Annotated in this window: 22 protein-coding genes, 1 tRNA gene and 2 pseudogenes; 14 read left to right on the top strand and 11 right to left on the bottom strand. The window is 68.2% G+C overall.

The features are described from left to right. Positions 1 to 6: 6 nt before the first annotated feature. Positions 7 to 1,200, bottom strand: a complete 1,194-nt coding sequence (locus AB0F15_RS19600; RefSeq protein WP_360271827.1) for an oxygenase MpaB family protein — start codon at positions 1,198 to 1,200, stop codon at positions 7 to 9. A 109-nt stretch (positions 1,201 to 1,309) separates the two neighbouring features. Here AB0F15_RS19600 and AB0F15_RS19595 point away from each other — a divergent pair. The 3 genes from AB0F15_RS19595 (at position 1,310) to AB0F15_RS19585 (ending at position 3,587) form a co-directional block, all read left to right on the top strand. Next, positions 1,310 to 1,380 (top strand) — tRNA-Gly (locus AB0F15_RS19595). Between the two features lie 101 nt (positions 1,381 to 1,481). Then, positions 1,482 to 2,000 (top strand): hypothetical protein, encoded by a 519-nt coding sequence (locus AB0F15_RS19590; protein WP_360271824.1) that lies wholly within the window; start codon positions 1,482 to 1,484, stop codon positions 1,998 to 2,000. A 75-nt stretch (positions 2,001 to 2,075) separates the two neighbouring features. Beyond that, on the top strand, positions 2,076 to 3,587 hold the full coding sequence (locus tag AB0F15_RS19585) for an SEFIR domain-containing protein (RefSeq protein ID WP_360271821.1): 1,512 nt from the start codon (positions 2,076 to 2,078) through the stop codon (positions 3,585 to 3,587). On the opposite strand, the gene AB0F15_RS19580 is transcribed toward AB0F15_RS19585, so the two are convergent. The 3 genes from AB0F15_RS19580 to AB0F15_RS19570 form a co-directional block, all read right to left on the bottom strand. Then, positions 3,569 to 4,057: a hypothetical protein gene (locus AB0F15_RS19580; RefSeq protein WP_360271819.1), complete on the bottom strand. Its 489-nt coding sequence runs from the start codon at positions 4,055 to 4,057 to the stop codon at positions 3,569 to 3,571. The genes AB0F15_RS19585 and AB0F15_RS19580 overlap by 19 nt on opposite strands. Positions 4,058 to 4,238: 181 nt before the next feature. Next, positions 4,239 to 5,438, bottom strand: a complete 1,200-nt coding sequence (locus AB0F15_RS19575) for a DUF6596 domain-containing protein (RefSeq protein ID WP_360271816.1) — start codon at positions 5,436 to 5,438, stop codon at positions 4,239 to 4,241. Then, complete coding sequence (locus AB0F15_RS19570) at positions 5,435 to 5,785, bottom strand: YciI family protein (RefSeq protein WP_360271813.1); 351 nt, start codon at positions 5,783 to 5,785, stop codon at positions 5,435 to 5,437. The genes AB0F15_RS19575 and AB0F15_RS19570 overlap by 4 nt, the downstream gene beginning before the upstream one ends. A 117-nt stretch (positions 5,786 to 5,902) precedes the next feature. Here AB0F15_RS19570 and AB0F15_RS19565 point away from each other — a divergent pair. Together AB0F15_RS19565 and AB0F15_RS19560 are read left to right on the top strand one after the other, a co-directional pair. Then, a pseudogene (locus tag AB0F15_RS19565) lies at positions 5,903 to 6,700 on the top strand (cytochrome P450); the annotation flags it as partial. A 68-nt stretch (positions 6,701 to 6,768) separates the two neighbouring features. Next, positions 6,769 to 6,912, top strand: coding sequence for a hypothetical protein (locus AB0F15_RS19560; RefSeq protein WP_360272030.1), 144 nt, complete (start codon positions 6,769 to 6,771; stop codon positions 6,910 to 6,912). Here the strand turns inward: AB0F15_RS19560 and AB0F15_RS19555 are convergent. Continuing rightward, positions 6,909 to 7,559 carry a hypothetical protein gene (locus tag AB0F15_RS19555; RefSeq protein ID WP_360271811.1) on the bottom strand — a complete coding sequence of 217 codons (651 nt, stop codon included), beginning with the start codon at positions 7,557 to 7,559 and terminating at the stop codon, positions 6,909 to 6,911. The two genes, AB0F15_RS19560 and AB0F15_RS19555, sit on opposite strands and share 4 nt — an antisense overlap. 90 nt (positions 7,560 to 7,649) lie before the next feature. On the opposite strand from AB0F15_RS19555, the gene AB0F15_RS19550 reads away from it, so the two are divergent. Both AB0F15_RS19550 and AB0F15_RS19545 read left to right on the top strand, forming a co-directional pair. After that, positions 7,650 to 8,027 carry a nitroreductase family deazaflavin-dependent oxidoreductase gene (locus AB0F15_RS19550; RefSeq protein ID WP_360271809.1) on the top strand — a complete coding sequence of 126 codons (378 nt, stop codon included), beginning with the start codon at positions 7,650 to 7,652 and terminating at the stop codon, positions 8,025 to 8,027. Positions 8,028 to 8,035: 8 nt separating this feature from the next. Next, a complete protein-coding gene (locus AB0F15_RS19545; protein WP_360271806.1) occupies positions 8,036 to 8,569 on the top strand; it encodes a GNAT family protein in 534 nt (177 codons plus the stop codon). Here the strand turns inward: AB0F15_RS19545 and AB0F15_RS19540 are convergent. From AB0F15_RS19540 to AB0F15_RS19525, 4 genes and pseudogenes are all read right to left on the bottom strand, one after another. Beyond that, positions 8,562 to 8,792, bottom strand: a pseudogene (locus AB0F15_RS19540) (MmcQ/YjbR family DNA-binding protein); the annotation flags it as partial. The gene AB0F15_RS19545 and the pseudogene AB0F15_RS19540 sit on opposite strands and share 8 nt — an antisense overlap. 13 nt (positions 8,793 to 8,805) lie before the next feature. Next, positions 8,806 to 10,497 (bottom strand): bifunctional metallophosphatase/5'-nucleotidase, encoded by a 1,692-nt coding sequence (locus tag AB0F15_RS19535; RefSeq protein ID WP_360271804.1) that lies wholly within the window; start codon positions 10,495 to 10,497, stop codon positions 8,806 to 8,808. Between the two features lie 217 nt (positions 10,498 to 10,714). Then, positions 10,715 to 11,494: an alpha/beta fold hydrolase gene (locus AB0F15_RS19530; protein WP_360271801.1), complete on the bottom strand. Its 780-nt coding sequence runs from the start codon at positions 11,492 to 11,494 to the stop codon at positions 10,715 to 10,717. A gap of 51 nt (positions 11,495 to 11,545) precedes the next feature. Beyond that, positions 11,546 to 12,625 (bottom strand): Gfo/Idh/MocA family oxidoreductase, encoded by a 1,080-nt coding sequence (locus tag AB0F15_RS19525; RefSeq protein WP_360271798.1) that lies wholly within the window; start codon positions 12,623 to 12,625, stop codon positions 11,546 to 11,548. Between the two features lie 219 nt (positions 12,626 to 12,844). Here AB0F15_RS19525 and AB0F15_RS19520 point away from each other — a divergent pair, with 219 nt between their 5' ends. Beyond that, the gene (locus AB0F15_RS19520; protein WP_360271796.1) at positions 12,845 to 13,471 is read left to right on the top strand and encodes a VanZ family protein; all 627 of its coding nucleotides are present in this window, start codon (positions 12,845 to 12,847) and stop codon (positions 13,469 to 13,471) included. Here AB0F15_RS19520 and AB0F15_RS19515 read toward each other — a convergent pair. Then, positions 13,412 to 13,588, bottom strand: coding sequence for a hypothetical protein (locus tag AB0F15_RS19515; RefSeq protein WP_003058066.1), 177 nt, complete (start codon positions 13,586 to 13,588; stop codon positions 13,412 to 13,414). The two genes, AB0F15_RS19520 and AB0F15_RS19515, sit on opposite strands and share 60 nt — an antisense overlap. Before the next feature lie 96 nt (positions 13,589 to 13,684). On the opposite strand from AB0F15_RS19515, the gene mug reads away from it, so the two are divergent. From mug to AB0F15_RS19495, 4 genes are all read left to right on the top strand, one after another. Next, positions 13,685 to 14,245 carry a G/U mismatch-specific DNA glycosylase gene (gene mug / locus AB0F15_RS19510; protein ID WP_360271794.1) on the top strand — a complete coding sequence of 187 codons (561 nt, stop codon included), beginning with the start codon at positions 13,685 to 13,687 and terminating at the stop codon, positions 14,243 to 14,245. Positions 14,246 to 14,511: 266 nt separating this feature from the next. Further along, positions 14,512 to 15,297: a response regulator transcription factor gene (locus tag AB0F15_RS19505; protein WP_360271791.1), complete on the top strand. Its 786-nt coding sequence runs from the start codon at positions 14,512 to 14,514 to the stop codon at positions 15,295 to 15,297. A 157-nt stretch (positions 15,298 to 15,454) separates the two neighbouring features. Then, positions 15,455 to 17,290, top strand: coding sequence for an acyl-CoA dehydrogenase (locus AB0F15_RS19500; RefSeq protein WP_360271788.1), 1,836 nt, complete (start codon positions 15,455 to 15,457; stop codon positions 17,288 to 17,290). 137 nt (positions 17,291 to 17,427) lie between these two features. Continuing rightward, on the top strand, positions 17,428 to 17,703 hold the full coding sequence (locus tag AB0F15_RS19495; RefSeq protein WP_360271785.1) for a GlsB/YeaQ/YmgE family stress response membrane protein: 276 nt from the start codon (positions 17,428 to 17,430) through the stop codon (positions 17,701 to 17,703). Positions 17,704 to 17,757: 54 nt separating this feature from the next. Here the strand turns inward: AB0F15_RS19495 and AB0F15_RS19490 are convergent, their stop codons facing one another. Next, the gene (locus tag AB0F15_RS19490) at positions 17,758 to 19,179 is read right to left on the bottom strand and encodes an MFS transporter (RefSeq protein WP_360271782.1); all 1,422 of its coding nucleotides are present in this window, start codon (positions 19,177 to 19,179) and stop codon (positions 17,758 to 17,760) included. Between the two features lie 156 nt (positions 19,180 to 19,335). Between AB0F15_RS19490 and AB0F15_RS19485 the strand changes: the two genes are divergently transcribed. Next, on the top strand, positions 19,336 to 20,178 hold the full coding sequence (locus tag AB0F15_RS19485; protein WP_360271780.1) for a helix-turn-helix transcriptional regulator: 843 nt from the start codon (positions 19,336 to 19,338) through the stop codon (positions 20,176 to 20,178). Continuing rightward, positions 20,175 to 20,882, top strand: coding sequence for a leucine-rich repeat domain-containing protein (locus tag AB0F15_RS19480; protein WP_360271777.1), 708 nt, complete (start codon positions 20,175 to 20,177; stop codon positions 20,880 to 20,882). Before AB0F15_RS19485 ends, AB0F15_RS19480 begins: the two co-directional genes overlap by 4 nt.

The following is a 20,882-nucleotide window of genomic DNA, read 5'->3' as shown; positions in this document are numbered from 1 at the left end:
GTGGGTTCAGGCGGCCCGCATGTGCTGCGCGTAGGTGGTGTCGGGCGCGAAGGCCTTCTCGAGCCGCTTCACGTAGCCGCGGCGCCCGGCCTCGCCGATCCGTTCCTGCAGCGCGGTGGCGCCGGGGATGAACCGCCGCACGGTCTCGGCCGCGAAGTTGACGCCCGCCACGGCGACGATCGCGGCCTGCGCGACCGGGTCGTTCGGCAGGCCGAGGAAGTCGGCGTTGGTCTTGCCGAGCACGAGCCGGCTGATCGACGAGTGCACGGCGACCGAGACGTGTGAGAGCACCTTGCCGACGGCCCCGCGTCCCTCGCCGACGGCGGCGTTGGCCTCGATCAGCGCCTTGGCCAGGCGCTTGGAGTCGTCGTCCGGGATGAACTCGGTCGCGGCGAGCAGCCACAGCAGCCGCCAGGCGTCCTCTTCGCCGGTGGGCAGCAGCTCGTCGTCGACGCCCATGAGCCAGCCGATGTAGCGCCAGAGGTGCAGGATGTCGCCGCGCTCGCGGGCGGAGTAGCGGAGGCCCAGCAGTTGCGTGCCGAAGACGTAGACGAGCGAGAACAGCAGAAGCGTCCCGGCGGTCTGCACCTGGTTGACGGGCCGGTCCCAGGCCGCGTAGTCCCAGTCGTCCCGCCGGTTCATGGCGGCGCGCACGTGGGCGTGCACCAGCCGGATCCGCAGCGCGGAGGCGTAACCCCGCGCCCCGTGCCCGAGGGCACCGGGCGTCGTGACGTCGATCCACCAGGCGGCCGTCTCAACGAGCCGTCTCGTGGCCTTGTACTCGATCTCACCGGTGCCGACCAGGGATTTCGTGGCGCGCGAGGCGAGGTAGCCGCCCATCAGCGACATGTCCCCGAGCGGGAAGAGACCCAGGAGACCGGCCCGGGTGATGGCTTTCGCACCGCGCTCGAGCCGCTCGTCGTCGACCCAGTAGGGCTTGGCGTCGACCTGGTCGAAGAAATCCTTGAGCGACCCGGGAGCATCGACGCCGTTCTTCAGTGCGTCTTCGAAGAGCCGGCGCCCCTGCCCCTTCGGCTGCTGCGCCATCCAGGCGACGACATCGTCCGCCAGCCGGTCCTCGACCTGGGCGAACTCCCGCAGCCGCGCGACCTGCCGCTCGTCACCCCGGATGTCACCTTCGATGAACAGCCGCTGGGCCAGCCGGAACCCGCCGTGCCGGAACAGCTCGGGCTCGTCCATGGGCTCACCTCCGGAGTAGACAACAAGTGTTGTCACTTTACGCACAAGAGTCAAGCAGGGAGGGTCCTGGACAAGGGGATCACGTTGCCGTGTATGCTGGCGACGCACTGCGGATGTAGTTCAATGGTAGAACATCAGCTTCCCAAGCTGAATACGCGGGTTCGATTCCCGTCATCCGCTCTCAGCAGAAGACCCCGATCGAGCCATTGCCGGTCGGGGTCTTCTGCTGTGCGCTCCTATCCCGCGCCGGACCCTATCGGCGCTACGGTGGAGGACCGCCCATGACCGGAGGGTTCATGCCGCCTGCCGACAACGCTCTCACCGCCGCCATCATCGGCAGTTTCCGTCAATTCTACGAGCAGATACTGGAAGCTTGGCAGACGATCAGCGCAAGCGGAATAACTATCACCAGCCCACTCGGCTCTCGCGTGATAACCGCAGGAATTCCTTTTATTCGCTTCGAGAGCGACGACGAAGCATTGGACGACGCTGCGATCCAGACGCTGGCGCTCCATCGAATTCTTCGCGCGGACCTCGTCTACGTCGTTGCACCAACTGGCTACATCGGACGGACAACGTGTTACGAGATCGGACGGATAATACAAGCAGGAAAATCGATTTACTTTAGCGAATTACCGAAGGATCTCCCCTTGCGAGTAAACAAGGAACGGATCACAACGCCATCACAACTGGTCAGCCTGGCCACACGCAAGGAAATTCGTCCCCTCTACGCCGACGAACCGAGCCCCTACGCAGAATGGGAAAGACGCCTGCTCACCGGCGATTACCTGGACACCTGACCGTCCGCCCTGCCGAACCGACGATCGCGATCCAGCCGCCGCCAGGGTATCATCCTGACAGGGGAAGGTGATGCGATGGCCAACGAGGACCTGGAAAAGTCAAGTCGTCACCATGGTCCGAGCAGCGAGCAGAACAAACCGCCTTATGTCTTAATTTCCTATGCACACGCAGATGAGGCTCACGACGAAGCTGTGCGACATTTGGCTCATCTTCTCCGACTCAACGGCGTCGAGGCAGAACTCGATCTCTACGCCGCGCGGCACCGGCAAGACTGGGCAGCTTGGCACCAGCAGCATATCACCAGGGCGAATTTCGTCCTCATCATTGCGTCTTCCGAGTACAAGAAGCAAGCCGAAGGTGACGAGACGACGAGCCAAGGCCGCAGCGTTTATTGGGAATCTCTCCTAATCCGCGACGAAATATACCGCGACCGTCAGGTGGCCTTGCGGAAGTATCTTCCTATCATCCTACCGGGCCACTCAGCCGAAGAACTCCCTGCATGGCTCAACCCGAGGACTGCCACTTCTTACTCCGTCGAAGAAATGTCAGAAGAGGGGATAGTAAACCTCCTCCGAGTCATAACCAACCAGCCAGAAGAGCAAGAGACAGCTATCGGCGCAACTCCCCTTTTACTGCACGCTCCTTCTGTCGAACCTCATCAAGAGCGCAGCGACACCCTACAAATACCTACCGTTACGACCGAAGACTCCCACTTGCTGGCACCTCTCCCCGGAATATTCTTGCACTACTTCGACCCACATTTCCTTAGTGAAGTATCCGTCGGCAGGAACGTCGAGCGTGTCAACGTCGAGGCAAGACGAGCAACCCAGCTAGCGATCCTAGCCGCGCAGGCCGTGTACGTGCCGGCCGCGAGTTACCTGGAATCAGATCTTTGCACGCAAATTGTCAACAATTACCAATCACTGTTCGAACTCGGCCAGGTTGTCTTGGTCGGCAGTGAAGCCAACCTGATCGACTTCGCCACTTTGAAGATGCTTCAGTACGAAGAAGGCGGGCAGCGCCACGCCAAGTATCGAGCAGCACTTGGCCGGCAAGACGAAACGCCACCGTTTCGAACCCGGCAAAGATCAGCCACCACAGACATCCGAAAGGCATGGTGGCGCGGCCTCACGGATCTCGGACGTTTCACCGAGGGGATAGCGCCCAGTCAGGTATCAGACCTCGAAGAGCGTTGGGCTGACGTACCCGGAGCCCTGGCCGGACGAGCCTTTACGCCCGAGTACGCTGTTCTTGCCCTGTATGACTCAACAAGAATCTCAGACGTGCAGAACATCATCGCCAAGCGTGCTGGATCGTACATCAACCGCCACTACACTCAGAGCTACGTCGATGAACTACAAGTAGGCGTAGTCACCGATCTCAACTACTTGCACAGTCCACACGTGCCATCAGCAGGCGTCAACTTGCCTTTCAAGGCTGCCGTTCGCGCACTAACAGAGGCGGGATGCGCAGAAAGGGTGTTCAACGCTTCGCCGATCGAACTGGTCAATCTACGAGCAGACAACTCCATCACTCGAGCATTCGTCAGCGCGTTCCAGAAATCGATTCACACCAGCTCGGATTGAAGCGCAGTCCGCCATGTGCCAAAATCAACCGATCGCGGCGCGGATAATTCCGTAAGCAGTGGCTGCACATCGCCGTTGAGACAATGGACACCCCATGCGCTGAGCTCCTCGAAGTACGCATCCGGCATTCCGTGCAACAGGAATACCTTTCGATCGTCCGCGAAAGCTACGCTGATCTCAGCGAAAGAGTTCGGACCAATATAATTGTCAGCCTCCGGACGGTGCGCGTTCACAACGAGGATCGCAACTGTGTCCTCGCTCCGTATTTTGTTCATGTGGTCACGTGAGGCTTCTCTTTTTCGACGATTCCTGGCTTCAACACTTGAGCACGTATGGAACTCATCCGAAGAGGGGGTGACAACCTCAATACCGGCATCTTCGATCACTGAAGCAATCCTCGACATGAGGTCGAGCGACTTCATCGATCCGCAAATGACGACGGTTCCGCGTTGTCGGCGATCGCTGGTCACGCAAGAACCTCCTTGGGCCCCGTACTCGACAAAATAGCCTCCTGCGCCGTTTCAGGCCAAGATCGCCATATGACGATCACTCGTTCGACCCGCTCCCGGACATGGTGACACGAGCACCAATTGACGCGTCAGTTGACACGCCGAGTACCACACGGCGACCCAGCCTTGCCAGGCCGATCAGCTAATTCAGGGGGTCTGACCCTATTCGGGCTCGCAAATGCGCCGCGTGAGCCGCGGGAAGGCCGGTTTCCTCCGCCCGGGCCAACGCCTCCAAAGCCACCGGGGAACCCAAGCGGTGCAACAACTCCGCCCGCGACGCATGCCACCACGGGTAGTCCGACAGCCCCGGCAATCCGTCCACCAGCGCCAAAGCCGCCGACGGGCCGTCCCGTTCCGCCACCGCCGCCGCGCGGTTCAGGCGGACCACCGGTGTGTCCTGGACCGACAACAGCACGTCGTACCAGGAGATCACCGCGTCCCAGTTCGTCTCCTCGTACGCCGGCGCGAGGTCGTGGCAGGCGGCGATCGCCGCCTGGACCACGTATGCGTTCGGTACCGATGGGGTCCGGCGCAGGCCGCGGCCGACCAGCTCGACGCCTTCCTTGATCAGCGCTGCGTCCCACCGCGAACGGTCCTGCGAAGAGAGCAGCACCGGCGAGCCTGCCGCGTCGAACCGGGCCGGGCGGCGGGCGTCCTGCAGCAGCACCAGGGCCAGCAGGCCCAGCGCCGTCGGCTCGTCCGGCATCAGCGAAACCAGCAAGCGCGCCAGGCGGACGGCTTCGGCGGCCAGTCCCGAGCGGCCCGTGTAGCCCTCGTTGAAGATCAGGTACACCGTCGACGCCACGCCGGCCAGCCGCGACGGCAGCTCCTCCGCCGAAGGCACCCGGTACGGGATGCGGGCCGTGGCGATCTTCTGCTTCGCGCGTGTCAGCCGCTTCGCCATCGTCGCTTCGGGCAGCAGCAAGGCGCGGGCGACCTCCGCGGTCGACAAACCGCCCAACGTCCTGAGCGCCAAAGCGACCTGAGCGTCCAGCGACAACGCCGGGTGACAGCACGTGAAGACCAGCCGCAGCAGGTCGTCGCGGACCGAGACCGGGTCCGGAGACGGCTCGACGACGGGCATGGCGACCGCCTCCTTCCCGAGCCGCTTGGCCTCGCGCCGGACGACGTCCACCGCGCGGTGGCGGGCCGCGACCAGCAGCCAGCCGCGGGGGTTGGCGGGGACGCCGTCGCGCGGCCACGTCTCGAGGGCGCGCACGACGGCGTCCTGCACCGCGTCCTCGGCCAGGTCGACGCTGCCGGTGACGCGGACCAGCGTGGCCAGTACCCGGACGCCCTCGTCCCGGACCAGCCGCGCGACCGCGTCCCCGGCGCCGGTCACTTGCCGAAGTCGACGACCGGCCGGACCTCGATGGCGCCGTCCCAGGCGCCCGGGATCCGCGCCGCGACCTTGACGGCCTCGTCGAGGTCCGCGCATTCGAGCAGGTAGAAGCCGGTGAGGGCTTCCTTCGTCTCCGCGTACGGGCCGTCGCTGGTGACGACGTCGCCGCCCTTGCCGCCGGTGACGCGGACCGTCGTCGCGGTCGCCGTCGGGTACAGGGCCGCGCCGCCGCGGATCACCGCCTGGGCCCCCGCACCGAACTCGTCGTAGTCCTTCATCAGGTCGGTGGCCTCGGGCCGGGTCGGGTCGACGTCGGAGGCGTAGATGATCGCGGCGTACTGGGGCATGGCTGCTCCTCACAGGTCCTGACCGGCGCCGATCGCCGGTTCTCACTGTAAGGACGAACGGGCGAAGCCGCGCCGGGACACTTGTCGCGAAGAAAGTCCGGCGGGCAGGGTGAACCCATGGGAGAGCCTGCGCTGTTCGGTCCGGACTTCGATCGCGACCCCTCACCCGCCTACGCCTGGCTGCGTGAACGACCGCCGCACCGGCTCGCCTTTCCCACCGGCACCTGGGCCTGGCTGATCACCCGGTACGACGACGCCGTCACGGCGCTCAACCACCCCGCCCTGGTCAAGTGCCCCTCCGCCGGCAACGAAGACTGGCAGCGCTCGGGCATGGGCCTGCCGCTCGACCACCGGCCGTCGCTCGCGTCGAACATGATCAACACCGATCCGCCCGAGCACACCCGGTTGCGGCGCGCCTGCGCCGGCGCGTTCGGCCCGCGCCGGATGCAGCACCTGCGCGAGCGCGCCCAGCGGGTGACCGACGAGCTGATCGACGCCGTCGAAGGGCGGGGGCATGGCGATCTCGTCACCGACCTCGCCTACCCGCTGCCGATCGCGATCATCTGCGACCTGCTCGGAGTGCCCGGGTCCTACCGCGAAGACGTGCACGAGTGGTCCCTGGTCATCGACTCCGCCGACGACACCGACGGCTCGAAGGTCCGCGAAGCCACGGACCTGGTCACGGAGGAGGCCACGGGCACGCTCTCCGCGGACGAGGTGACGTCGACGGCGTTCCTGATCCTGATCGGCGGCCATGAAACGACCGTCGGGTTGATCGCCACCGGCGCGCTCGCCCTGCTGACCCACCCCGGCGAAGCGGCGAAGGCACGCCAGGATCCTCAGCACCGCGCCGCCGTCATCGAGGAGACGCTCCGGCTGCACGCGCCGCTGCAGAACGCGACCTGGCGGTTCCCCACCGAGGACGTCGAGATCGGCGGCCGGCTCATGCGGCCCGGCGATCCGATCCTCGTCTCCGGGCGGCGTTGGCCCGGCTGCAGGCCGATGTCGCCTTCGAGACCCTGCTCCGCCGCCTTCCGACGGCCCGGCTCGCCGTGCCCGAAGCGCAGCTCACCTGGTGGCCGAGCCCGATCACGCGCGGGCTCTTCCACCTCCCCGTCGAGGTCTAACCCTCGACGAGTTCCCAGTCGCCGTCCGGCGTCGCGCGGTCGTACACCTGGCCCGGCGCGGCCTTCAGCACCGTGCGCACTTCCGGGTACAGGTTCGCCACGTGCTCCAGCTCCAGGCCCTCGACCTCGAAGTCCTCCGCTTCGGGAACTTCGAAGCCGACGAACAGCCAGGTGCCGTCCTGCTCGCGGACGACCTGGCGGACCGCGCGCACCGGCTGCTCCGGGCCGGTGGGGATCTCGGTGAGGCCGCTGCTGATCTGGGCCTCGTCGTCCGGGGAGCCTTCGAACTTCCAGGCCGCGCGGCGCTGGGCCAGCAGCCGGAGGTCCTCATCCTCGTCGTCGGAGCCGGTCACCGACGAGAGCAGCCACGTGCGGCGCTCGGGGTCCCAGTCCGCGGCCATCCCGGTCGGGAGGCCCGCCAGCGCGCCCAGCTGCGGCAGCAGCTCGACGGCTTCGCGCAGGGACAGCTTGCCGAAGCTCTCGCGGTTGACCAGCACGTCGTCGGACAGCTCGGTGCCGTCGCTGATGAACCAGTCGTCTTCGTCGTCCAGTACGACGAAGCCGAGCTCGTCAGGGTCGTTCACCAGGGCCAGTGCGATGATCACCGGCGCTTCCGGGTCCTGGCGCAGCGGCCATTCGGTCGACATGCGCCATATCCCACCATCGGCGCGATGGGGGCGCCGAGCCGGGGGGTCACCCGATCGGTTAATTCATCATTTGTTGATATCATGCCGTCCATGGTGCTGCCCAAGCGACTCGCCCGCTTCAACCGCGTGGTGACCAACCGGATCAACAAGCACGTCGTCGGCTGGGCCCCCGGGTTCGGCCTGCTCGTCCACAAGGGACGGAAGTCGGGCCGGGAGTACCGGACGCCGTTGAACGTCTTCCGCACCGGCGACGGGTTCGTCGTCGCCCTCACCTACGGCCCCGGCGCGGACTGGGTCAAGAACGTGCTGGCCGCGGAGAGTTGCACCCTCATCACCCAGCGGAAAAATTACCGCGTGCACTCGGCCGAGCTCGTGCATGATGAATCGCGGAAGGCCATGCCGGCGCCGATCCGGCAGTTCCTCGGCCTGCTGAACGTCCACGACTTCCTGCTGCTGAAGCGGGACTAGGGGGAAGAGTGTTGCTCGAGGGGGAGCTCGTCCGGCTGCGCGCGCTCGAACCGGAGGACGCCGAGAAGATCCACAGCTGGGGGAACGATCCCGAGGTCGGCCGGTGGATGGAAAACGGTCACCCGAGGTCGCTCGCCCAACTGCGCAAGAGCGCCGCAGAACGTCCGGTCAACGAATACAAGCTGGTCGTACTCGGGATCGAGGCCAAGGCGGCGGGTGTCCTCATCGGCATCGTCGACCTGCGCGACGCCGAGCCCGAGGTCGGCGAAGCCACGCTGGACATCTACATCGGCGACGGCGAGTACCGCAACGGCGGCGGCTACGGCACCGAAGCACTCCGGCTGATGTGCCGCTACGGCTTCGACCACATGCGACTGCACCAGATCACGCTGTGGGTCGTCGCCGAGAACGAGGTCGCCCGGCACGTCTACCGGAAGGCCGGGTTCGTCGAAGAGGGCCGGCACCGCGAGTGCTTCATCGGCGAGGGCGGCCGCCGCCACGACATGATCCTGATGAGCATGCTTCGCGGGGAACTCAAGTGAGGAGCCGCCGCGGCGCCTTCAGCCGCCACGCCTCTTCGAGCAGCTCACGCAGCTGATCGACGTCCACCTTCGCCAGGTCGACGACGATCATGCCGTGGCCGTCGTAGTGCGGGGTCGTGAAGAAGGCCGCGTCGCCGGAATCCAGCAACGCGGCCTTCTCGTCGTGCCCGCACAGCACCACCAGGCCGCCTTCGGCCTCGGTGCGCAGCCGGGCGAATCCCTTGCAAAAACGGGAACTACGGCAGGCGGGTGATCCGGTCCGCCGCGGGCGGGGCCAGGTTCGCGTGTGCGCCCAGGTAGGCGATCAGCGCGTCCAGGTCCACCGGGCCACCCGCCAGGTTCGTGCCCTTCGTGAACTCGGTGAAGCCGTCCCCGCCGGCGGCGAGGAAGTTGTTCACCGACACGCGGAACGTCGCCGCCGGGTCGACCGGCGTGCCGTTGACCGTGAGGTTCGAAACGCGCGAGCCGATCGGTGCGGACGCCGAGTAGCTGTAGTGCAGCGAGCTCGAGATCTGCAGGATCTTCGTGCCGGTCGCGGTCCACTGCTGTTCCAGCACGTTCTTCAGGTTCGCGCCGGTCAGCGTGATCGTCTGCATGATGTTCGAGAACGGCTGGACGGTGAACGCCTCGCCGTAGGTCACCACGCCGTCACCCTCGCCGTTCGGCGAGGACTTGTACAGCAGGTCGGCGCGGATGCCGCCCGGGTTGGTGATCGCGATGACGGCGTTGTTCGTCTGCGTGCCCGCGAGCTGCGCGTCGGCGATGACGTCACCGAGCGGCGACTCACCGGCCGCGTTGCCCGCCGCCGGCAGGTCGGCGGTGATGGTGCCGACCTGCTTGTTCGCGATCGGCGCGGACTTCGTCTTGGCGTCGGCGACCAGCGCCGCCACGGCCGGGTCCGGCGTGACCGTGCGGGTGACGATCTCGTTGAACGCCGTGGTCTGCGAGCGCACGACGTCCCGCGTCTTGCGGCTGATCTTCAGGTCCACCACCGACAGCAGCCTGCCGAACGACGACCCCTGGATGACCGGCCGCGGCTGGCCCGCGGGGTCGTTGATCACGCAGTTGTACTGCTGGTGGCTGTGCCCGGTGAAGAACGCGTCGACCTTCGGCGTCACCGCGGCCGCGATCGCGGCGGCCGGGCCGGGGCGCAGCTTGCAGTCGTTCGGGCCCTCGACCTCGGTGCCGTCACCCTGGTGCATCAGCACGACCTGGGCCTTGACGCCGAAGAAGTCGAGCAGGTTCGCGGTCCGGTTGATCGCCTCGACCTCGTCGCCGAACTTCAGGCCCTTGATGGCCTCCGGCGTGACGACCGACGGCAGGTCCTTCAGCGTGGCACCGATGACGCCGATCGGCACGCCGCCTTCGAACTTGACGGTGAACGGCAACAGCGCGGGCAGGCCGTTGGTGAAGTACACATTGGACCCGAGGAACGGGAACTTCGCCCCGTCGAAGGTCTTCTGGAACTGGCAGCCGTCCGTCGGGTGGCAGCCGCCGAACTGCATGCGCTGCAGCTCCTTGTACCCCTCGTCGAACTCGTGGTTCCCGACGACGGACGCGTCGACGCCCAGCATGTTCAGGAAGTCGATGGTCGGCTCGTCGTGGAACAGCGCCGACGTCAACGGCGACGCGCCGATGTTGTCGCCGGCGGACACGACGAACGAGTTTGCCACCTGGGCCCGCAGCTGCTTCACGTGCGTGGCCAGGTAGGCGGCCCCGCCGGCGTCCACAGTGGTCCCGTCCGACTGCACCACGCGGCCGCTGGAGCCGGACGGCGGCTCGAGGTTGCCGTGCAGGTCGTTGAACCCGATGATCCGGACGTCGGTGGTGGGGTCCGGGCGCTGGCCCGCGGACGCGGGTGCGGTGGTCACCGCCGTGGTCGCCAGCGCGGCCGCGGCCAACACCGCGAGCCGGGTCGAAAGCCTCATGAGTGTTCTTCCTCCGATTCGCGCCCAGGGTCCCCGAACGGGCGCACGGCGGAGGATTCTGCCTCGCGGCGGAGGCATCTGCCAGGGGCGAAAGACGGACGTGCTGTGCGATTGTTACCAATCCGACCGGCAGTCACGGCGGAACAAGTCCCGTTGAGCGGATTCACTCCGGCCCGTTTCCGCCTGCTTTCGGCCGGATTTGTAACGTGAATGTCACCTAACGGCTTCCGTCGAGCAAGACCCGCGCGACGAGTTCCGGGTCGTCGTTCATCGGCACGTGCCCGCACCCCGGCAGCAGCCGGAACACCCCGTTCGGCGCGACTTTCCGCAGGTCGGCGACGCGCGGCCGGGCCAGGATGCGATCGCGCTCGGCCCAGGCGACGGTCACCGGGACGCCGGTGACCGGGCCGGTGAACCGGAAGTCACCCCGGGACTGCGCGGCGGTGGGTTCGAAGCCGGGCGCGGTGGCGAGCGCGCGGGCGTCCTCGACGACGGCGTCGGGCGTCAGCCGCTCGGGCCGTCCGACGATCATCCCGGTCAGCGCGCGCCGGCCGGACGCCGTCGCGGCGATCCGGCGCACGACGTGCGGTGGCGTGCGCTGGGCCAGGGCGCGGTGGGTCCTGAGCGTGGCGATCGCGTAGACCTTCTGGGTCCGGTTCCACAGCCCGGCCGGCGACAACGCCGTGACGCTGCGCACCAGCCCCGCCTGCCCGAGCGCCAGCGACAGCAGGCCGCCGAGCGAGTTGCCGGCGACGTGCGGCCGGTCGAGCCCCAGCTCGGTGAAGAGCTCTTTGAACATCACCAACGCGGGCTCGATGCCGTACCCGCCGACGGGCTCGGGCGATTCACCGAAGCCGGGCAGGTCGACGGCGATCACGTCGCGATGGGGCGTGAGCAGCGGAAACACCGGCGCCCACGCCTGGCGGCGGTGGCCGATGCCGTGGATCAGCACCAGCGGTTCGCCCCGGCCCGCACGGTCGTAGACAACGTCGTCCATGAGCCGAGCGTAAGGGGCGGCTAGCGGAAAAGCTACAACCGCCAGTAACAGTTACTTTGCGTCCAGCTGGACGCGCGTCCCAGCGTCGGCCGACCGCTGGACGGCGTCGAGCACCTGGTGCACGCGCAGGGCGTGCGCGAAGTCGGGCAGGTCGCCCTTGAGGTGCCGTGCGTACGCGTGCGCGACGTTGTACGACGGCTCGGCGCTGCGCCCGGCCAGCTGCGGCAGCTCGTACCGCGCGGGCACCGTGAGCTTCTCCAGCGAGCCCGTCCGGCTGCCGCGCAGCGTCAGCTTCGCGATCCAGAACAGCGGGTCCGCCGCCTCGACAACCAGCGTGCCCTCGGTGCCGTTGATCTCCCAGTGGAAGTTCGTGGCGGGCGACGTCCCGCCGCGCAGGTGCAGTGACGCGACGGCGCCCCCGGTCAGCACGCCGGTGACGGCGATCTGGTCCGGCGCGGTCATTTCGACGGACTCGCCGGTGACCTCGTCGCGCACCCGCGGCCGGACGGTCGCCATCGTCGCGGAGAGCTCGGCGAAACCGCCGAGGACCATGGCCAGCGCGTCGACGGTGTGTGCGAAGGGGATGGTCAGCATCGTGGCCCCGCCTTCGGGGTGCAGCTGGTAAGCCCGGCCGGCCCGGACGGAAGGTCCCCAGTTCGCGCCCGACGCGATCAGCGACGTCGAGAGCACGCGGCCGACGTAGCCGTCCTTGATGAGGTCACGCAGGTAGCGCAACGCCGGCGCCGACCGGCCCTGCAGGCCGACCGCGGTCGTCTTTTCCCGAGCGGCTTCGGCCAGTGCCTCGGTTTCGGCCCGGCTCACGCCCAGCGGCCACTCGCTCAGCACCTGCTTGCCCGCGGCCAGCGCGGGCTCGATGAGCGCCCGGTGCTCGGACACCTTCACGGCGACCACCACGAGGTCGACCTCCGGGTGCCGGGCGAGCTCCCCGGCGTCACCGAACGTCAGCGGCACGCCGTACTTCTCCCCGGCCACCCGCGCCGACTCGGCGCTGCTGCCGCTGAGCGCCCGGAGTTCGTAGCCCTCCACCGCGGCCAGCGCGGGCACGTGCGCGGTCGCGGCCCAGCCGCCGTTCGCGCTGAGCCCGACGATGCCGACCCGGACCGGTGCCATGAGCGTTCCTTTCGTTGCCTGCCAAGACTCCGACGCGCTGAGCGTCGTGCTCATTCCCGTATCGGCGCAAGCCGCATCCGGTTACGCCCGCATGACTTCGCTCACCCACGGGCCGCCGATCGGCGGGCGCCCGGGTCGGCCGAGTGGCCGATGGGGCCCGCAATCGTCCGGCTCTTCGACCGAAGTGATCCCGGGGGCAAGATCCATACCGTCGGTGGCATGACGAACGCGCAGGTCACCGCCCTGCAGTACGGCTTCATCGCCTTCCTCGCGCTGTGGGCCGTGGTGCTGGTGCCGCAGCTGATCACCCAGCTCGCCCGGCACGGCGGCCTGCGCCTGCGCGGCATCGCCACCACCGCGGCGGTGCTGCTCTACGGCTGCATGACCCTCGCGGTCGTCTTCCTGCCGCTGCCGGGCCCGGGCACCCACCGGCTCAACCAGACCGTGCAGCTGCAGCCGTTCCAGTGGATCGCCGACGTCCACACCGAGCTGCTCAAGCACGGCGAGCCGTGGTTCCTGACGCAGGCGTTCCAGCAGGCGTGCCTGAACGTCCTGTTGTTCGTGCCGCTCGGGGTGTTCGCCCGGATCCTGTGGCGCCGCGGCCTCACCGGAACCGCGCTGATCGGCTTCACGGCGTCACTGCTCATCGAGTTCACGCAGCTCACGGCGAACTTCGGCACGGCGCCGTACGTCTACCGCATCTTCGATGCCGACGACCTCATGACCAACACCTTCGGCGCCGTCGTGGGCTGGGTGTTCGGGGCGCTGCTGCGGACGCTCCTGCGTTCACCGGTCGACGTGCAGCCGGCCCGGCGCGAGCGGATCCACCTCGCCCAGACGCGCTAATCGCGCCTTCCGCTGCAGCGCCGCCCGCTTGGCGGCCCGCCGGTCCTCCAGGACGACGACGAGCGCCGCGACGGCCAGGACCAGCGCGACCAGCCCGAGGACGATCGGAAGCTGCACGAATCCTCCTCGGTACGGCGCTGTGCGGGAGATCACACAGGGTACGCAGGTTCGTGGTGAATCCGCTACCCCACGCGACCGGCGGAAACTGGACGGGTGAACACCCGACCCACGAAGGACCAGCTGGCCGCGGCGCACAACGCCACCATCCCGGACGTCATCGCGCCCGGACTCGACGTCCTCTTCTGCGGCATCAACCCCGGCCTCTACTCCGGCGCGCTCGGCCGGCACTTCGCGCGGCCCGGCAACCGTTTCTGGCCCGCGCTCCACGCCGGCGGGTTCACGCCCCGGCGGTACGCGCCGAGCGAGCAGGAGCAGCTGCTCGAACTCAAGCTCGGCGTCACGAACGTCGTCGCCCGCACCACCGCCCGCGCCGACGAGCTGACCGGCGACGAGCTGCGCGAAGGCGGAAAGCTGCTGGTCGCGAAGGTGCTCAAGTACCGGCCGCGGTGGCTGGCCGTCGTCGGGATCACGGCGTACCGGACCGCTTTCGGCTTCCCGAAGGCGCGCGTCGGCCGCCAAGATCACCGGATCGGGGACACCGGCGTGTGGGTGCTGCCGAACCCGAGCGGGCTCAACGCGCACTGGACGCCGGCCGGGCTGGCGGCGGAGTTCGCGGAGCTGCGGGCCGCATCCGACGACTGTCGAAATCGTTGAACAAGCTGTGGGCCACCCTCAGTAGTGCCGACTGCGCCATCCGGACCTGCCACGCCCGGCCGAGCCACCGCTTCAAGATCCACTTCTACCCATAGTTTGCTGTGACCTGCGGGTTCGGCCATGAGGGGGAATTGGCGTCATGAGCTGCGCAATCGCGACTCGTATCCAGCAGGAGGAGTCGCTTTTGGCCGGTCCCGACCGGGGACCGGACAGTGCCGGAGACGTCCGGCAGCCCAGGAGCGACGGCGCAGAGACGGAGGCCAGCGATGCACGGCATCGAGCCCACCCGCAGGTCCGTGGGGCCGGCCGGCCCTGGCGGCCGCAGTCTGGGCGTGGCGGTCGTCGACCCCGTGCCGATCTTCCGCGACGGCCTCGCCGCGCTCGTCCACCGCAGCCAGGGGCTGCACTGGTCCGGGCAGGCCGCCAGCCACCACGCGGCGCTGCAGCTGTGCGAGCAGGTCAAGCCGGACGTCGTCGTGCTCGATTCGGCGCTCGACCCGAACTGCCACCTGACCAAGCTGCTCAACGCCGGCGACCCGGCGCTGATCCTGGTCACCCTCATCCGTGACACGAATCGCACTCAGCAGTACCTCGCGGCCGCGATCGCCGCCGGAGCGCACGCCCTCGTGCCGCGATCGATCGATTCGCGGCGGCTCGCCGAAGCGATCCGCCGGGCCCACACGGAACGCCGGTACATCGACCCGGCCCTGGCCGCGCTGACCGCCCGGCCGAAGCGGTCGAGCCCGCCGAAGGGCGACCTCGGCCACGACAGCCCACCGGCGCCGCGCGGCGGGATGCCGCTGTCCAGGCGCGAATACCAGGTGCTTCAGCTGGTCGCCGAAGGGCTCGAAAACTCGGCGATCGCGAAGCTGCTGTTCCTGTCCGTCGAGACGGTCCGGACCCATGTGAAGAGCATTCTGCGCAAGCTTTCCGCCCGGGACCGGACACACGCGGTGACGATTGCCTTCCGCGGCGGGATCCTGGTCGCCCGGCCTGAAGACGGCTACGTCCCGGTGACGACGGACACAACGGCGCTCCCGGGGCACCCGTGAGCCCGTTCCGCAGGAAGAACCCGGATTTTCGAAGATTTCCCCTACTCGGAAGTGCGGATCTGCTTGCTCTGGTTACCCGCAGGTAATATCCTGAAGTTACCGGCGAGTAAGGCGAATATGTGCCCGGCCGGGGAGCCGAACACATTGGAGTGACGACATGGGCCACTACAAGAGCAACGTCCGAGACCTGGAGTTCAACCTCTTCGAGGTACTCGGCGTGCAGGAGCGCCTGGGCAAGGGGGTGCTCGCCGAATCCGACGAAGAGACCGCGCGCGGCGTGCTGTCCGAGCTGAACAAGCTCGCGACCGGGCCGCTCGCCGAGTCCTTCGCCGACGCCGACCGCAACCCGCCCGTGTACGACCCGAAGACGTTCAGCGTCAAGATCCCCGAGTCGTTCAAGAAGAGCTACCAGCAGCTCCTCGACGGCGAGTGGTGGCGCCTCGGCCTGACCAACGACCTCGGCGGCTTCGGCCTCCCCCCGACCGTCCAGTGGGCCGCGTCCGAGCTGATCCTCGGCGCCAACGCCCCGCTGTTCATGTACCTGGCGGGCCCGAACTTCGCCATGATCGTGAACAAGAACGGCACCGAAGAGCAGAAGCACTGGGCCCAGATCATGATCGACCGGGCCTGGGGCGCCACGATGGTGCTGACCGAGCCGGACGCCGGCTCCGACGTCGGCGCGGGCCGCACCAAGGCCACCAAGCAGGAGGACGGCTCCTGGCACATCGACGGCGTGAAGCGGTTCATCACCTCGGCCGAGCACGACATGAGCGAAAACATCATGCACCTCGTGCTCGCCCGGCCGGAGGGTCCCGGCATCGAGACCAAGCCGGGCACCAAGGGCCTGTCGCTGTTCCTCGTGCCGAAGTTCCACTTCGACTCGAAGACCGGTGAGCTGGGCGAGCGCAACGGCGCCTACGTCACGAACGTCGAGCACAAGATGGGCATCAAGGCCTCGACGACGTGCGAGCTGACCTTCGGCCAGCACGGGACCCCGGCCAAGGGCTGGCTGCTCGGCGAGGTCCACGACGGTATCGCGCAGATGTTCCAGGTCATCGAGTACGCCCGGATGATGGTCGGCACGAAGGCCATCGCGACGCTGTCGACGGGCTACCTCAACGCGCTCGAGTACGCCAAGGAGCGCGTCCAGGGCGCCGACCTGCCCAACATGCTGAACAAGGCCGCGCCGCGCGTCACCATCACGCACCACCCGGACGTCCGGCGCTCGCTGATGCTCCAGAAGGCGTACGCCGAGGGCCTCCGCGCAGTGTACCTCTACACGGCGTCCTTCCAGGACCAGCTGTGGACGGGCGAAGGCGACCAGAAGCTCGCGCAGGGCGTCAACGACCTGCTGCTGCCGATCGTCAAGGGCGTCGGCTCCGAGCGCGCCACCGAGCAGCTCGTGCAGTCGCTGCAGACGCTGGGCGGTTCCGGCTTCCTGCAGGACTACCCGATCGAGCAGTACATCCGGGACGCCAAGATCGACTCGCTGTACGAGGGCACCACGGCGATCCAGTCGCTGGACTTCTTCTTCCGCAAGATCGTCCGCGACAAGGGCCAGTCGCTGGCCCACGTCGCCGGCGAGATCACGAAGTTCATCGAGTCCGAGGCGGGCAACGGCCGGCTCAAGAACGAGCGCGGGCTGCTCAAGCAGGCCCTCGAGGACACCCAGGGCATGCTCGGGTCGCTGATCGGCTACCTGACCGCGTCGCAGGAGGACCCGCAGAGCATCAACAAGGTCGGCCAGCACACGGTCCGCCTGCTCATGTCGGTCGGCGACCTGGTCATCGGCTGGCAGCTGCTCAAGCACGCCGAGGTCGCCCTCGGCAAGCTCGACGCGGGCGCGTCCGCCAAGGACGTCCCGTTCTACGAGGGCAAGATCGCCGTGGCTTCCTTCTTCTCGAAGCAGGTGCTGCCGGAGCTGACCGCCCGCCGCGCCATCGTGGAGGCCGCCGACAACGCGCTCATGGAACTGGACGAAGCCGCGTTCTGATCAACGTATTGCGCCGAAGGGCCCCTTCCTGACGGGAAGGGGCCTTTTCGCGTTTCGGGGCGATCCGGCCGGGGCATTCCGTCCTCGAGTTCGTGGGACCGAGTGGCCGGACCCGCGATCATGGAGAGGAGAAAGTGATGACTGTCGCCGGCATCGTCAGCGCGATCATCGTCGGGCTGATCATCGGTGTTCTGGGCCGGCTGCTCGCTCCCGGCAAGCAGAACATCCCGGTCTGGCTGACCATCGTGATCGGTATCATCGCCGCCTTCATCGGTACGGCCATCGCGCGCGGTCTCGGGTACGCGGACACCAACGGCATCGACTGGCTGGAAATCCTCACCCAGGTCGTGCTGGCCGCGATCGGAGTCAGCATCGCCGCGGGCGCCTACGGTCGTCGCGGGGTAACCAGGTAACTTTCAGGAATCCGGCCCGGCCGGTTCACCTTCGGGTGAACCGGCCGGGCTTTTTCATGCCTGCCGCTTGGCCGACGCGCGGGCCAGCGCGACCGCGAACCCGGCGCCGACCACCAGCAACGCCGCCGCCCAGGTCATCGTCGTGGTGATGGCGTGCGCGGACGACCGGCCGGCGAGCGTCAGGAACAGGCTGCCGAACGTCGCCACCCCCACGACCTGCCCCAGCTGCAACGTCGTCGTGAGCAAGCCGCTGGCGTCCGCCGCGCTTTCGAGCGGGACGTGCGTGAGCGCGTGCGCCATCAGGGACCCGAATGCGAGGCCCATGGACACGCCGAACAGCAGGAGCGCGGCGAAGAACAGCGCACCGCCGGTTCCCCCGTCCGCCAGGCTGAACCCCAGCAACGCGTACGCGATCGCCGACCCCACGTAGCCGCACGGGGTCAGTGCCGCGTGGACGCGCTCGGGCAGTTTGTGCCAGAAGAACCCGCACACCCCGAAGACCACGCCACCGGGCGCCATGCTCAGCCCGGCCGCCAGCGCCGTCTCCCCGAGGCCCGCCTGCAGGTGCAACGCCACGCAGAACAAGAACCCGCCGTAGGAAGCGACACCGGTGGCCAGCGCGGCCAGTCCCGGTGCGACACCCCGGATCCGCAGCACGCCGAGGTTCACGAGCGGGTCGCGCACCCGGCGTTCCACAACCACGAACAGCACCGCCAGCAGCGCGCCGGCCGCCAGCGAGACGAACGTCCACACCGGCCAGCCGGTTTCGTGCCCGAGGACGAGCGGCAGCACGACGAGCACCACCGCGGGCACGGCGATCGCGAGGCCGGCGAGGTCGAGGCGGCGGCCCGCCCGGACGGCGCCGCCGGGCAGCAGCCGCAGCGCCAAGACGGCCACGAGCACGCCGATCGGCACGTTCACCAGGAAGATGGGCCGCCAGCCCGCACCGAAGAGGTCCGCGCCGACGAGCACCCCGCCGAGCACCTGACCGGCCACGAACGCGACCGAGATGACCGCGGTGTACGCGCTGAGCGCCTTGGCCCGCGCGGGGCCGGTGAACTGGGCCTGGATGACGCTGATGACCTGCGGCATCATCAGCGCGGCGCCGGCGCCCTGAGCGATCCGCGCGACGACCAGGAAGCCCGCGCCGGGCGCCAGGCCACAGAGGAGCGAGCAGCCGGTGAAGGCGACGACGCCGGTCACGAACAGCCGTCGCCGCCCGAACAGCTCGCCGAGCCGGGCACCGGTGATCAGCAACATCGCGTAGCCCACGGTGTAGCCGGAAACGACGAGCTGCAGCGCGGCGCCGGACGCGTGCAGGTCGGTGCGGATGTCGGTCATGGCGACGTTCACGACGGTGACGTCGAGCAGCGCCATGAACTGGCCGAGCAGCAGGACGGTCAGCATGAACCACGGCCGCCGGTCCGGCCGGGCGGCCCGATCCGGGGTGGCCGGGGCCGGGGTGGTCAGTGTCATGGCTCCGACCGTGGTGCTTTCCGGCCGCGGGCGGAGAGAGCCTGGGGATGCTGGTACCGGCAGCACCACCATCCTTCGGGGGGCCGGGTGGCGGAGCCCCGGAGCCCCGGGCGACACAGCGCGGAAATTGTCGTACCCCTCGGGCACCATGTCCGCATGACGTCAACGCAGGGCCACACGAGCCGCCGGGAGGAACTCGGCCAGTTCCTCAAGGCGTGCCGGGCCCGGATCGGCCCGGAGGAGGTCGGGCTGCCACCCGGCGTGCGCCGTCGCACCAGCGGGTTGCGGCGGGAGGAGGTCGCGCTGCTCGCCGGCGTCGGCGTCACCTGGTACACGTGGCTGGAGCAGGGGCGGCCGATCAACGCGAGCGCGCAGGTGCTCGACGCGGTGGCGCGCACGCTCCGGATGGACCACCCCGAGCGGGAGCACCTGTACCGGCTGGCGGAGCTGACACCGTCCCGGCTGCCGTCGTCGGTCGAAGTGGTGCCGGCCGCGGTGCTCGAGGTGCTGCGCGCGCTGGATCCGCTGCCCGCCACCGTCGTCAACGGCCGGTTCGACATCCTGGAGTCGAACGCGGCGCAGACGGAGCTGTTCTGGGAGTGGCACAGCCTGCCGTGCCTGCACAAGAACCTGCTGTGGTGCTGCGTGACCGAGCCGAACGCGCGGAAGTTCCTGCTGAACTACGACGAGGAGGTGCCCCACATGGTCGCGCGGATGCGTGCCGAGTACGGCAGGCACGTCGGCGACCCGGTCTGGGAGGAGGACATCCGGCGCCTGTCGGCCTTGTGCCCGGAGTTCGCCGAGCTGTGGGCGCGCCACGAGGTGGCGGAACCGCAGCCACGGGTGCGGGATTTCCAGCACCCGCGCGCGGGCCGGATGCACTTCCGGCTGACGGAGCTGGCCGTCTCGGAGGCACCGGGCCTGCGGATCCAGGTGTCCACTCCGGACGACGCGCACACGTGGTCCCTGCTGCCGTCGACTCGCCTGGAGGCACCATGACCTGGCTCGAACTCAGCGGGCAGGAGCTGACGTCGGTGCCTTCGGTGCCGCCCGGCACCACCCGGCTCGATCTGTACCGGAACTCGATCTCGGTGGTGCCCGCGGCCCTGTGGGAACTCACCGGGCTGGAGGTGCTCAACCTCGCGGCGAACCGGATTTCTTCGCTGCCGCCGGGCATCTCGGCGCTGACGTCACTGCACACGCTCGACCTGGCGCACAACCGGTTCGACTCGCTGCCGGACGAGCTGGGCGACCTGGCCGGGCTCACCGAGTACCTGTACATCAGCGACAACCGGCTGACGAAGTTCCCGGATGCCTGGTGCCGGCTGGGAAAGCTGCGGTACCTGGGCTGCACGGACAACCGGCTCGCTTCGCTTCCGCCGGACCTTTCGGGATTCGCGGCGCTGCGCGAACTCCGGCTCTACCGCAACGAGCTGACCGCGCTGCCCGAGTCGATCGGTGCCGTCGGCACGTTGCGGGAGCTGCACCTGCGGGGCAACCGGCTCACCGCGCTCCCGGAGTCGATCGGGGAGCTGAGCGAGCTGCGTCAGCTCGACCTGCGGGAGAACGCACTGACGACGTTGCCGGCGTCGGTGGCCCGTTTGTCCAAACTGGACAAACTGGATCTGCGGTGGAACCGGCACTTCCGCGAGCCGGCGTGGTTGCGCGACTTCGAGGAGGCGGGGTGCATGGTCCTTCGCTGA

Origin of the sequence: Amycolatopsis sp. NPDC026612, from assembly GCF_040638285.1 — a bacterium.
GTDB lineage: Bacteria > Actinomycetota > Actinomycetes > Mycobacteriales > Pseudonocardiaceae > Amycolatopsis.
The sequence above is the reverse complement of the archived record's forward strand: the minus strand, read 5'-3'. Positions and strand labels throughout refer to the sequence as shown.